Genomic DNA, 12,951 nt, shown 5'->3' on the forward strand with positions numbered 1-12,951 from the left:
GCATTGCTGCGGCCCTGGTTGCCGATAAAGGCTTATTCGTCACCCTTGACGGTGGTCGCAATCGCCAGCTCGCCCAGCTGGGTCGGGTTGGCAAAACTGGGGGCGTCGGTCATCAGACAGGCGGCCGCCGTGGTTTTCGGGAAGGCAATCACGTCCCGAATGTTCTCGGTACCGGTCAGCAGCATGCTGAGGCGGTCCAGACCGAACGCCAAGCCGGCGTGCGGCGGGGTACCGTATTTGAGGGCATCCAGCAGGAAGCCGAACTTCAGGCGCTGCTCGGCCGGGGTGATCCCCAGGATGTCGAACACGGTGGACTGCATCTCGCTGTTGTGGATACGGACAGAACCGCCACCCACTTCGTAACCGTTGATCACCATGTCGTAGGCGTTGGCGTAAGCGCCTACCGGGTTGGCCTTCAGCTGCTCCGGGCTCAGGCCGCTCGGCGCGGTGAAGGGGTGGTGCATGGCGGCCAGACCGCCTTCGCCATCTTCCTCGAACATCGGGAAGTCGATGACCCACAGCGGCTTCCAGCTGTTCTCCAGCAGGCCCAGATCGCGGCCCACTTTCAGACGCAGGGCGCCCATGGCATCGCACACCACTTTCTTGGAGTCGGCGCCGAAGAAGATGATGTCACCGTCGGCTGCGCCGGTGCGGGTCAGGATCTCGCGCACGATGGCGTCGGAGAGGAACTTGGCCACCGGGGACTGTACCCCTTCGATGCCGTTGGCCGCTTCGTTGACCTTCATCCAGGCCAGGCCCTTGGCACCATAGATGCCGACGAACTTGGTGTACTCGTCGATCTGCTTGCGAGAGAGCTCGGCGCCGCCCGGTACTTTCAGGGCTGCCACGCGGCCTTTCGGATCGTTGGCGGGGCCGGCGAACACGGCGAACTCGACCGCGGTCAGCAGATCAGCCACATCCACCAGCTCCATCGGCAGACGCAGGTCCGGCTTGTCGGAGCCGTAGCGACGCATGGCTTCGTCGAAGGTCATGATCGGGAAGTCGCCCAGATCCACGTTCAGGATGTGCAGCCACAGTTTACGGATCATCTCTTCCATGATTTCACGCACTTGCGGTGCGGTCATGAAGGAGGTCTCCACGTCGATCTGGGTGAATTCCGGCTGGCGGTCGGCACGCAGGTCTTCGTCACGGAAGCACTTGACGATCTGGTAGTAACGGTCGAAGCCGGACATCATCAGCAGCTGCTTGAACAGCTGGGGGGACTGCGGCAGAGCGTAGAACTTGCCCTTGTGCACGCGGCTCGGCACCAGATAGTCACGGGCCCCTTCCGGGGTGGCTTTGGTCAACATCGGGGTCTCGATGTCGAGGAAGCCGTGTTCGTCCATGAAGCGGCGCACGAAGGCACTGGCCTTGGCACGGGTCTTCAGGTATTTGGCCATCTCGGGGCGACGCAGATCCAGGTAGCGATACTTGAGGCTCACCTCTTCGCTGTTGACCTGGTTGAAGTCCAGCGGCAGCGGCTCGGCACGGTTGATGATGGTGAGCTCGTGGGCGAACACCTCGATGGCGCCGGTGGCCATGTCGCTGTTGCGCTGGGAGTCGGGACGGGTGCGCACCACGCCGGAGACCTGAATGCAGAACTCGCCGCGCAGTTCGGAGGCCAGGGCGAAGGCGTCCGGTTTGTCCGGATCGAAGAACACCTGGACGATGCCCTCGCGGTCACGCATGTCGATAAAGATGAGGCCGCCCAGATCGCGACGACGATGGACCCAACCGCACAATGTAATGGTCTGCCCTGCATGGGCCTCATTGACCTGTCCGCAATAGATAGAGCGCATGGACTTCTTCCTTCGAAATTGTAGAGAGACGGTTAACCTGGGTCGCCGGGCACGACTGGCAAGCACCGTCTGTCTCACAGCTGGCCAGATCCTGCTTCTTGCCCGGTTTGAAATCTGTCTCGTACCGTCCGACCGCCGGGATCGGACACCTGCCGCCGATATCGGCTCGACCAGAGGCGGCTGGCAAGCGGCCGGGTTGTCGGGCGGAGGGCATCGGCAAGCGATTGTTGTTTGGCCGCATCATGGCCGCTGCCGTCGTCACAATATGCGTACAGCGGCGTGAGTCACAACAAATTGGCAAACAAAAGGGCTGGCATTATAGAGGAAAACCCCCATTTGGGTAAAATGGCCAGCAGCCTCCTTTGCCCTGTTTTTTACATCCCGGGGCAAAAAAAGGGGAAAATCGAGACAAACCCGCAGACAGGATCCCTCATGAGCCTCTTTTTGGGCCTGCCACAATGGTCGCACCCGGCCTGGCCCGGTCACTTGCTGGGGGTGGGCGCCAAGCCCGCCGAGCACCTCGCCCACTATGCCCGGGTCTTCAACACGGTGGAAGGCAATACCACCTTCTACGCCTCGCCGACCCCCGACACGGTCCGGCGCTGGGCCGACGCGGTGCCATCGGACTTTCGTTTCAGCTTCAAGTTTCCGCAAACCATCAGTCACCAGAGCGATCTGGTGAGCGCCGACAAGCAGGTGAGCGACTTTATCCGCCTGCTGACCCCTCTGCATGACAAGCTGGGGCTGCTCAAGCTGCAGCTGCCCGCCCGCTTCGGACCCGACGGTCTTCCTCGCCTGGCGGCCTTCTTCGAACGGCTGCCGACACAATTTAACTATGCCCTCGAGGTGCGCCACCCCGATTTCTTCACCAAGGGCGAGGCGGAGCGGCAGTTGAACCGGCTGCTGATGGAGAGAGGTATCAACCGCATCATGCTCGACAGCCGGCCGCTCTTCTCGGTGCCCGCCACCTCGGCGGCCATGATCGATGCCCAGGGCAAGAAACCGAGGCTGCCGGTGCACCTGCTGGCCACCGCCGATGCCCCCGTGGTGCGGCTCATCGGCCTGCCACATCCCGAGGACAACCACCCCTTCCTGCCAGGCTGGCTCCCTCACTGGCGTCAGTGGTTGGCGGAGGGAAAAGATCTCTACCTCTTTATACATACTGCCGACAACGCCCAGGCCCCCGAACTGGCCCGTCAGGTGGCCCGCCTGCTGGGGCAGGAGATGGCCCCCTGGCCGGGGGAAAACGATCGCGCGCGCCAGGGCGTGCTGCCCTTTTGAGCGGCGCTTTCGCCGCCCCCGCTTCGGCGCGAAAAAAAGCCGTTTTTTTCTGTTCTGACGGGGCTTGGCGTCAAGACAAACGGCCGCCTTTCCTCTACACTAGCGCCCCATGCAAGGACCCGGTCTGCCCGCCCATCGCACTTGATTGCAGGCGAGCATCCGGCTCCGGTAACAGGGCCCCGACGCCCCTTGACGACAACCGCTTGTCGCCCAGGGCGCAGCCCATCAAAAGGACCAGGATGATGGTCCATTGCGAACGGAAGCGGCCCGATGGATCTCAAGGCCCGCCACCCCGTTCGTGAACCGGTGACGACACGACCCGGACGGGTGTCACCCAACGATTCAATTGAACAAAACAGTCGGTTCGCGCACCGGCTGTCAGGTTGCGCCAGCATGCACGATCAGATTTTTGCCGCCCCCATCGCCCGATTGGGGGATTTTTGCTTTGACGAACAGGTCGTCGATGTCTTTCCCGACATGATCCAGCGCTCGGTGCCGGGTTACAGCAACATCATCTCCGCCATCGGCATGATGGCCGCCCGCTACGCCCAGCCCGAGAGCCGACTCTACGATCTCGGCTGCTCCCTGGGTGCCGCCACCCAGGCGATGCGTCGCCATGTTGCCCAGCCCGGCTGCCGCATCACGGCAGTGGATCTCTCCCACCCCATGATAGAGCGGGCCCGCGCCCACCTCTCAGGCTTCAAGTCCGAGGTGCCGGTGGAGCTCATCGAGGCGGACATCTGCGACATCGAGATTGAGAACGCCTCCGTGGTGGTGCTCAACTTCACCCTGCAGTTCGTCGCGCCCGAGAAACGGACTTCCCTCATCCAGCGCATCTTTGACGGCCTGCGCCCGGGCGGGATCCTGATCCTGAGCGAGAAGTTTCGCTTCGAGGACGAGCAGGTCAACGAGCTGCTCATCGACCTGCACCTCGACTTCAAGCGCGCCAACGGTTACAGCGAGCTGGAGATCAGCCAGAAACGCACCGCCCTTGAGAACGTGATGCGCACCGACAGCCTGCCGGTGCATCAGGCCCGCCTGCGGGAGGCCGGCTTCGCCCATCAGGATCTCTGGTTCCAGTGCTTCAACTTCGGCTCCATGATCGCCATCAAATCCAGCGAGCCTGCCCAGCCATGATCGACTTTGCCAACTTCTATCAGCTGATCGCCAAGAACCGGCTGAGCCACTGGCTGCACACCCTGCCCGCCCAGCTGCACGCCTGGCAACACGACAACCAGCACGGCGATCTGCCGCGCTGGAACCGCGCCCTCAACAAGCTGCCGCAGGTAGCCCCCGGCCACGTCGAGCTGACCAGCCGGGTCGAAATCGGCTCGGCCGAGAGCCTCGGCGAAGGGGAGCGCAAGAAGGTGGAGAGCCTGCTGCGCCACTTCATGCCCTGGCGCAAGGGCCCGTTCACGGTGCACGGCATCCACATCGACACCGAGTGGCGCTCCGACTGGAAGTGGGATCGGGTGCTGCCCCACATCAGCCCGCTTGCCGGCCGTTACGTGCTGGACGTGGGCTGCGGCAGCGGCTATCACCTCTGGCGCATGGTGGGCGAAGGGGCCAAGCTGGCGGTCGGCATCGATCCGAGCCCGCTGTTCTTGTGCCAGTTCGAGGCCATTCGCCACTTCGCGGGCAACGACCAGCGCGCCCACCTGCTGCCGCTCGGCATTCAGGAGCTGCCGGAGCTGCGGGCGTTCGACACCGTCTTCTCCATGGGGGTGCTCTATCACCGCAAATCCCCCATCGAGCACATCGAGCAGCTGCGCAACCAGCTCAAGGACGACGGCGAGCTGGTGCTGGAGACCCTGGTGATCGACGGCGGCGTCAACGACGTGCTGATGCCCACCGATCGCTACGGCAAGATGCGCAACGTCTGGTTCATTCCCTCCAGCGCGGCGCTCAAGCTGTGGGTCGAGCGCTGCGGGTTCACCGATGTGCGGATAGTCGACGAGAATATGACCAGCACGGACGAACAGCGTCGTACCGACTGGATGATTAATGAATCCCTGAGTGATTATCTGGATCCAGCCAATCCAGCACTCACGGTAGAAGGACACCCGGCACCCAAACGTGCCGTACTGATTGCCAGAAAGGCCAAAGACTAGCCGATGGCCGCGGTGGAAGTTACACTGACCCAATTCCAGGAAGCACAGTTAAATGAATGACATGAAAAGCAAATTAAAAGGAATGACCCTGCTCTCCCTGCTCAGTCTCGGCGGGTGTGTCACGATGGAAAAAGCGCCCCCGGTACCTACCCTGACGCTGGCCGAGCTTCGCAACGAGATCAATCTGAGCGAGCAGCGCCTGCAAACATCCATGGAACAGCAACAGAAGCAGTATGTGCAGCAACAGCACCTGCTGGTTCAGCTCAACACTGATGTCAACAACATGAAAGAGTCCGTGAACAAAGTCGGCAGCAAGCTGGAACACCTGCCGCCCGAGCCGCCCAAACCCATGGCGATCCCGACCGAGAAGTGCCAGGCCCCGAGCCAGGGTCACACCGTCGACGGCAAGCTGCTGGTCGGCGAGGCGGAGTGGATCTGGGTTGACGCGGCCAACGACGCCTTCCAGGCGCGGGTCGATACCGGTGCCACCACCTCCTCCATCAGCGCCCAGGACATCACCATCTTCGAGCGCAACGGCAAGAACTGGGTGCGCTTCTTCCTGAGCCATCAGGAGATGGACGACAAGATCCAGATTGAAGCGCCGCTGGTGCGCCACGTGCGGGTGCGTCAGGCCTCCGCCGACGATCTCGACCGCCGCCCTGTGGTACGCCTCGCCGTACGTATCGGCGACATGACCGAGAAGGCCGAATTTACCCTGAAAGATCGCAGCGACATGGCCTTCCCCGTGCTGCTGGGTCGTGAATTCCTCAAAGACATCGCCGTGGTTGATGTGGCCCGCGAATATATCCAACCAAAACCCAAGCTCAAGGATGTGAAATAATCCATGGTTTCCCGTAAGCCGTTCTATTTGCTGGTTGCCCTGCTGTACATTGTCGGCCTGGGGATGACGTTCTATCACCACATCGCGCTGGACGTACCGCTCACGCCGGGTGAAAAACGCCAGATCTGGTCCATCGAAGCCAAGCTGGAGTTCGAGGCCACCGGCGAGCCGGTGATCGCCTCCCTGGCCATTCCGGGCACCCAGCCCGGTTTCACCCTGATGAACGAGAACGCCGCGAGCCCGGGTTACGGCCTCTCCTTCGTCGAGAAGGATGGCGATGCCCGTGCCGAGTGGTCGATCCGCACCGCCTCCGGCCGTCAAGAGCTCTACTACCGCGTCGACATGATGGCCGATGCCCACGCCAAGCCGGCTGCCAACCCGCAGCCGCCGGCCATCGAGAAGCAGATCGAGAGCGAGCCCTACGCCACCGCCATGCAGCAGATCCTGGAGCGTGCCCAGGAGCGTTCCGCCGACGGCTACACCCTGACTCGCGAGATCATCAAGGAGATCGAGAAGCAGGAGCAGAACGCCGAGCTGCTGAAAAAGCACAAGAGTCGTGCCAACCTGATCGCCGAGCTGCTCAACAACGCCGACGTACCGGCCCGTGTCGTCCATGCCCTGAGCCTGGAAGACGGTCGCCGTCGTCAGGAGCTGGTGGATTACCTGCAGGTGTTCAACAGCCCGACCGACTACAAGCTGTTCAACCCGCAAACCGGTGAACAGGGTCGCCCGGCCAACCTGCTGCTGTGGGAGTACAACTCCGGTGCCCTGCTGGACGTGACCGGTGGCCACAACTCCAAGGTGAGCTTCTCGATGATCGCGCAGGAGCAACCGGTGAGCGTGGCGCTGGCCCAGAAGTTTGAAAAATCGGAGATGATGAACTTCTCCATCCACAGCCTGCCGCTGGAAGAGCAGACCCTGTTCAAGGGCCTGCTGCTGATCCCCATCGGCGTGCTGATGGTGGTGTTTCTGCGGGTCATCGTCGGCATCAAGACCTCGGGTACCTTCATGCCGGTGCTGATCGCGGTCGCCTTCATCCAGACCCAGCTGATCACCGGTCTGGTGGGCTTCCTGCTCATCGTCGGCACGGGTCTGGTGATCCGTTCCTACCTGTCGCGGCTCAACCTGCTGCTGGTGGCGCGGATATCGGCCATCATCATCATGGTGATCTCGATGATCGGCATCTTCTCGGCGTTTGCCTTCAAGCTGGGGCTGACCGACGGCATGAAGATCACCTTCTTCCCGATGATCATCCTCTCCTGGACCATCGAGCGGATGTCCATCCTGTGGGAAGAAGAGGGCCCGAAAGAGGTGTTCCGCCAGGGCGGCGGCTCCCTGCTGGTGGCCATCATCGCCTACCTGGCCATGGACAACGAACTGATCCGCCACCTCACCTTCAACTTCCTCGGTCTGCAGCTGGTGCTGATGGCGACCGTGCTGTTGATGGGTAACTACACCGGCTACAAGCTGAGCGAGCTCAAGCGCTTCAAGCCGCTGGTGGACGAGATGCGCTCCGGTGCCACCCCGGGTAAGGACAAGTAACAGATGTGGTTCTGGGAAAAGTACACCACCCCGTGGAGCCTGTCTCAGTCAGGCATCCTCGGCATGAACAAGCGCAACCACTCCTACATCAGCCGCTACAATCCGCGCAGCCTCTATCCGCTGGTGGATGACAAGCTGCAGACCAAGCGCATCGCGCTGGATGCGGGGGTGACGGTGCCGGAACTGATCGGCACCATCCGTGCCCAGCACGACGTGAGCCGCATCACCGAGCTGGTGAAGGATTGGCCGGGCTTCTGCATCAAGCCGGCGCGCGGCTCCGGCGGCAAGGGGATCCTGGTGATCCTGCGCCAGGAGGACGGCCTCTTCTACAAGCCGAACGGCAGCGCCAGCAACGGCCAGGATCTGGAGCGTCATGTCTCCAACATCCTGGCGGGGCTCTACTCATTGGGTGGCAAGCCTGACGTGGCGCTGGTGGAAGGGCTCATCAACTTCGATGACGTGTTCGACGGCTACTCGTTTGAAGGGGTCCCCGATGCCCGGGTGATCATCTTCAAGGGCTTCCCGGTGATGGCCATGATGCGCCTCTCCACCGCCGCCTCCGACGGCAAGGCGAACCTGCACCAGGGCGCCGTGGGGGTGGGTCTGTGCCTGCGCACCGGCCGCGCGCTGCGGGCAGTGCAGTTTGGCAATCCGCTGCGTCACCATCCGGATACCGGCCTCGATCTGTACGATCTCAAGGTGCCCCACTGGGACACCCTGCTGACCCTGGCGGCCTCCTGCTACGAGATGTCGGGCCTCGGCTACATCGGGACCGACATGGTGCTGGACAAGTTCCGCGGCCCCATGCTGCTGGAGCTCAACGCCCGTCCGGGCCTCGCCATCCAGATCGCCAACGGCCGCGGCCTGGTGCCCAACCTCAAGACCATCGAGAAGCTGGGTCAGGTGAAGATGAACGTGGAGCAGCGGGTCAACTTCGCCAAGGATCACTTCGGTATCTTTGACGAGTAGTCCGGAGCTGGATGACAAAAGCGCGCCAAAGGGCGCGCTTTTTTATGCCTGCCGTTTATCGGCAATCTGCCGGCAACAACAATCCTGCTGAGCTATGCATGGTTACTGAGCCGTGGTTACTAAATAATGTTACCAAGCCAGACCGCCAAATAGCGGCCATAAAAAACCGATGCCAGGGCATCGGTTTTTCACTATCCGGTGTACCGACCCGATTACAGGGAAGCGGCGTTCTCGGACAGGTACTTGGCAACGCCGTCCGGAGAGGCGGTCATGCCCTTTTTGCCTTTCTCCCACTGAGCCGGGCACACTTCGCCGTGCTCTTCGTGGAACTGCAGAGCGTCGACCATGCGCAGCATCTCGTCGATGTTGCGGCCCAGCGGCAGATCGTTGACAACCTGGTGACGAACGACACCGTTCTTGTCGATCAGGAAGGAGCCACGGAATGCCACGCCGGCTTCCGGGTGTTCGACGTCATAGGCTTTGCAGATTTCGTGCTTGATGTCGGCAACCAGCGGGTACTTGACCGGGCCGATGCCGCCGTCTTCGATCTTGGTGTTGCGCCAGGCGTTGTGGGAGAACTCGGAATCGATGGAAACACCGATCACTTCCACGCCACGCTTGTTGAACTCTTCCAGACGGTGATCGAAGGCAATCAGCTCGGACGGGCAGACGAAGGTGAAATCGAGCGGATAGAAGAACAGGACGGCTGCCTTGCCCTTGATGTGGGATGCCAGGTTGAAGGAGTCAACGATCTGGCCATTGCCCAGAACGGCAGCAGCGGTGAAATCGGGTGCGGGACGGCCTACCAATACCATATTCAATTCCTCTTTATGTGAAGTGAACAATCCTGTCAGGATTGGGCTACCTAGAGCCAAGTCCGTCTAATTAAAGCGACAAACTATAACCCCGATGGTAGATTAGTTAAATCAAATTAAATAGATAGCATTAATCGGGTTTTCCTATGCAACGTTGGCCCAGCCTGAAACAGCTGCAATATCTGGTCGCTCTCGACGAGCACAAGAACTTCAACCGCGCCGCCAAGGCCTGTCATGTCAGCCAGTCGACCCTGAGTACCGGGATCCAGACTCTGGAGGACATGATGAACCTGCAACTGGTGGAGCGGGACCACAAGAGCTTCATTATGACCCCGGTCGGCATGGAAATCGTCGAGCGGGCTCGCAATTTGCTCTCCGATGCGCGGGATCTGATGGAACTCGGCCAGCATCAGGGGGGCGTCATGCACGGCACCGTGCGCCTCGGCTGCATTCCCACCATAGCCCCCTTCCTGCTCAGCAAGCTGCTGCAAGAGTGCGGCAAAACCTATCCTGAGCTGGAATTGTTGCTGCGTGAAGACACCACCACCAACCTGCTCAAGCAGCTGGAGCAGGGCCAGCTCGACCTGCTGATCCTGGCGCTGCCGGTGGAGATCGGCGGTTTTCACTGCAAGACGGTCGGCCAGGACCCCTTCCACATGGTGATGCCCGCCAGCATGGCGGCCAGCCTGCACACCCCGTTCGACTACAAGGAGCTGCCCAACCAGAGCATCTTCCTGTTGGAGCGGGAACACTGCCTCACCGAACACGCGGTGAGCGCCTGCCGGCTGCGGGACAAGAGCAAGATCAACCCGTTTGCCGCCACCAGCCTGCACACCCTGGTGCAGATGGTCGGCGCCGGGCTCGGCACCACCTTCCTGCCGCAGATGGCCATCGATGCGGGCATCCTCGACAACACGGATCTGGTGGCCATTCCGCTGCCGGGGGAGCACCCCTACCGCGAGATCGGGCTGGTGTGGCGCCCCAGCACCACCCGGGTGCAGACCTTCTACAAGCTGGCGGAGCTGCTCACCCCGCTCATCGACAACAAGGGTTGAAGCTCACTCCCATAAAAAACGCCGGCACATGCCGGCGTTGTTGTCATGGGCGCAAGGCCCTGCTCTGTCAGTGGCTGGCCGGTGGCCCGAAGATGCGGGTGTAGGAGGTCAGGGTCCGTACGCTCACATTCTGCGGATTGCCGTTCTCGTCGTAGAGCCCCAGCGCTCCGCTCTGCTTGTCGTGACCCAGCAGCTGATGGGCACTCAGGTTGCTGAGCGCATCGCTGTCCGCTTTCCACTCCCAGCGCTGGCCCAGGCTCAGGCTGCAGCTCTGCAGCTGGCCGAGGTTGTTGCCGTCCAGGCAGCGGCGGGTATCCTGCGCACTGACGTAACGGCCGTACTGGTCATAGATGAAGGACTGGGCGGCGGAGGTCTCGTCACAGGTCACCGCGCTCAGACCGTGGTTGGCATCCGCGCTCAGGCAGCGGTTGTCAAAGCCCCCCAGCTGCAGGTTGACCGGGCGACCGCCGGTAAACACCGGGTGGTTCCAGTCCACCTTGAAGCTGGTGGAGGCCGTCACCCGTCTGCGCTTGTCGGTATCCTCGAAGCCCTGGAAGGAGACATGGGCCCCCACCACGTAGTAGTGCTTGTAGATGCCGGTGTAGATGGGGCGGATGTTGACCGAGGAGTCGATCTTGAACTCGGTGCTGCCCGTCTCGTCCGGCGCCGCCTTGTAGATGACGTCCAGATTCGGCACGAACCCCTTGTAGCTGAGCGGCTGGATGCGGTTGTGATCCACGTCGTAACCCATGCCCCAGACGGTGGCCGTCTTGGAGGAGAGCAGGGACTCCGCGGTCGCGTATTGATCGCGCACCCAGCTGAAACTCACCTTCTGGGCGTTCGGCGCCGAGCGTTCAACCCGGTAATCCTGGGTGTTGTAGGCGAGCTGGCGCTGCTGGCTGAACTTGGCCGAGGCCTCCAGCTTGGCCTTGGGCCCATCCTTGTTCACCTCGACCCCGCCGGTGACCCCCACCTCGAAGCCCGAGATCTCGCGATGCTCGTACTTGCTGTTGAGGTTGGTCGGCAGGCTCTTGAGCACCGCCGCCTTGGTGTTGGACGCCTCTATGCTGAAGCGATAATCCTGAGCGATGGCATCGGTGGCATAGTCGCGAGCCCAGCCGTCCAGCAGCAGGTAGTCCGCGATATTCTCGCTCCAGCTGAGATCCTCGTTGAGCTGGATGCCGGCACCGGCCGACTCTTCGTCCAGCGAGATCCGCACTATCTTGGCATCCGGCGTGGCGGAGCCGGTGTTGCCAAATTGCAGGGAGCGCTCCAGGTTGACCCGGTAGACCAGCGAGATGTTCGGCGAATCGCAGAACAGCCGATCACCCCGGCTCCAGGTGCGCGAGCGCGGGAAGGTGCACTCGGCATCGCTGATCTTGCGGTTGACGTTGAGGTAGAAAGCCACGTGGGGCAGACCGGCCTCGGCGGCAGGCGGCTGGGTCAGCGAGCGCTTGTGGCGCTTGCCCTGCCCTTCCAGGCTGTCGACCCGCTCCATCACCTGATAGAGGGCAGGGTCATCGACGCCCCCCAGCGGGGTGAACAGCAACTCCCCCTTGTAGCCGGACACCAGTACCCAGTCGGCATCAAAAGAGATACCGGCCAGCTGCTCCATGGCCTTTCTGGCCTGCTGCCGCTCAGCCTTGTCGGTGACGGCGCTAAAATCGATGAACAGGCGCTCGCCCCGTTCCAGCACCCGCTCGCGCAGCTGATCCCGGGTCATCAGCGACGTCGCCCCCTGCCCCTTCAGCCAGACGTCGGCATTGAGGTAAATCAGCCCCTGTTCGGATTGCAGGCTGGCCAGCATGGCGGTGCCCTGGTCGGTGCGCTCGCCAATATCTTCGGCCTGCACGCTGCCAGCCAACAAGGCCAGCGCGAGCAGACTGAGAGCGGGAGCTTGCGTGATGAATTTGCGTGGTTTTTTGTTTTTCATTGTTATCTCCTTGTCGAATCACGCCAAGCTATTTAAACAGCGAACAAATATGGCATAACCATATTATTCACGGTTATATTTCGGGGCGTTATTCTGCTTGTCTGTCATGACATTCATTATTTTCGCCGTGAATTAACAGCTGATTGGCGAAGGTATTTATGGTTGACAGAACAAGGATCGCGAGGCGATCTAAGGTGGACGATTCGGCATGCGCCGATGCTATTACACGGGAGTCGCGATCTGATGGCGATCTTCCCTCAAGGCCGCCTGACTGCGCCTTGAACCTCGCATGGTACCCATTGGCTTTAACGTCGCGCTCATCGGCCTGAACGATGGCACAACAGCCAGATGCCGCAGGCATCCTGGTGCGAGGGAACACTCACTGCTATGGACCGGATATCATGGGGCGGCCCTCCTCTGTCTGGTGATATTGTCAGCCAACGCCAATCATTGACTGAATATTATTATGTGAACCAGTTGCGGGAATATACCCAGAGATATCTTGTTGTTTGCCGTCATATTGGCGGTGAAAATGGCGGGATCCCTTGCCATTTATTTCATGGGGTCATCATAACGAATTAGCCCTGAGACAGAACGTGACACAG

10 protein-coding genes are annotated in these 12,951 nt (G+C 61.3%); 7 read left to right on the forward strand and 3 right to left on the reverse strand.

Annotated features, from left to right (window positions below; all coding sequences use genetic code 11):
* Window positions 1–32 precede the first annotated feature (32 nt).
* Window positions 33–1,799: an aspartate--tRNA ligase gene (aspS, locus tag PG897_RS08405; RefSeq protein WP_024942848.1), complete on the reverse strand. Its 1,767-nt coding sequence runs from the start codon at window positions 1,797–1,799 to the stop codon at window positions 33–35.
* Between the two features lie 432 nt (window positions 1,800–2,231).
* Here aspS and PG897_RS08410 point away from each other — a divergent pair, with 432 nt between their 5' ends.
* The 6 genes from PG897_RS08410 (at window position 2,232) to PG897_RS08435 (ending at window position 8,543) form a co-directional block, all read left to right on the forward strand.
* The gene (locus PG897_RS08410; RefSeq protein ID WP_024942849.1) at window positions 2,232–3,080 is read left to right on the forward strand and encodes a DUF72 domain-containing protein; all 849 of its coding nucleotides are present in this window, start codon (window positions 2,232–2,234) and stop codon (window positions 3,078–3,080) included.
* A 393-nt stretch (window positions 3,081–3,473) separates the two neighbouring features.
* Window positions 3,474–4,217, forward strand: a complete 744-nt coding sequence (gene cmoA, locus PG897_RS08415) for a carboxy-S-adenosyl-L-methionine synthase CmoA (RefSeq protein WP_024942850.1) — start codon at window positions 3,474–3,476, stop codon at window positions 4,215–4,217.
* On the forward strand, window positions 4,214–5,191 hold the full coding sequence (cmoB, locus tag PG897_RS08420; RefSeq protein WP_010634491.1) for a tRNA 5-methoxyuridine(34)/uridine 5-oxyacetic acid(34) synthase CmoB: 978 nt from the start codon (window positions 4,214–4,216) through the stop codon (window positions 5,189–5,191). The genes cmoA and cmoB overlap by 4 nt, the downstream gene beginning before the upstream one ends.
* 52 nt (window positions 5,192–5,243) lie before the next feature.
* On the forward strand, window positions 5,244–6,032 hold the full coding sequence (locus PG897_RS08425; RefSeq protein ID WP_005299122.1) for an ATP-dependent zinc protease family protein: 789 nt from the start codon (window positions 5,244–5,246) through the stop codon (window positions 6,030–6,032).
* Window positions 6,033–6,035: 3 nt separating this feature from the next.
* A complete protein-coding gene (locus tag PG897_RS08430; protein ID WP_005299120.1) occupies window positions 6,036–7,574 on the forward strand; it encodes an inactive transglutaminase family protein in 1,539 nt (512 codons plus the stop codon).
* 3 nt (window positions 7,575–7,577) lie between these two features.
* Window positions 7,578–8,543 (forward strand): alpha-L-glutamate ligase-like protein, encoded by a 966-nt coding sequence (locus tag PG897_RS08435; RefSeq protein WP_005299117.1) that lies wholly within the window; start codon window positions 7,578–7,580, stop codon window positions 8,541–8,543.
* Window positions 8,544–8,755: 212 nt separating this feature from the next.
* Here the strand turns inward: PG897_RS08435 and PG897_RS08440 are convergent, their stop codons facing one another.
* A complete protein-coding gene (locus PG897_RS08440) occupies window positions 8,756–9,358 on the reverse strand; it encodes a peroxiredoxin C (protein ID WP_005299113.1) in 603 nt (200 codons plus the stop codon).
* 146 nt (window positions 9,359–9,504) lie between these two features.
* Here PG897_RS08440 and PG897_RS08445 point away from each other — a divergent pair, with 146 nt between their 5' ends.
* Complete coding sequence (locus PG897_RS08445; RefSeq protein ID WP_270828867.1) at window positions 9,505–10,413, forward strand: hydrogen peroxide-inducible genes activator; 909 nt, start codon at window positions 9,505–9,507, stop codon at window positions 10,411–10,413.
* Window positions 10,414–10,480: 67 nt separating this feature from the next.
* Here the strand turns inward: PG897_RS08445 and ahh1 are convergent, their stop codons facing one another.
* Window positions 10,481–12,346 carry a hemolysin Ahh1 gene (gene ahh1 / locus PG897_RS08450; RefSeq protein ID WP_024942851.1) on the reverse strand — a complete coding sequence of 622 codons (1,866 nt, stop codon included), beginning with the start codon at window positions 12,344–12,346 and terminating at the stop codon, window positions 10,481–10,483.
* Between the last annotated feature and the right edge of the window lie 605 nt (window positions 12,347–12,951).

Source organism: Aeromonas sp. QDB20 (assembly GCF_027707805.1).
In the GTDB taxonomy this organism is placed as follows: Bacteria; Pseudomonadota; Gammaproteobacteria; order Enterobacterales; family Aeromonadaceae; genus Aeromonas; species Aeromonas dhakensis.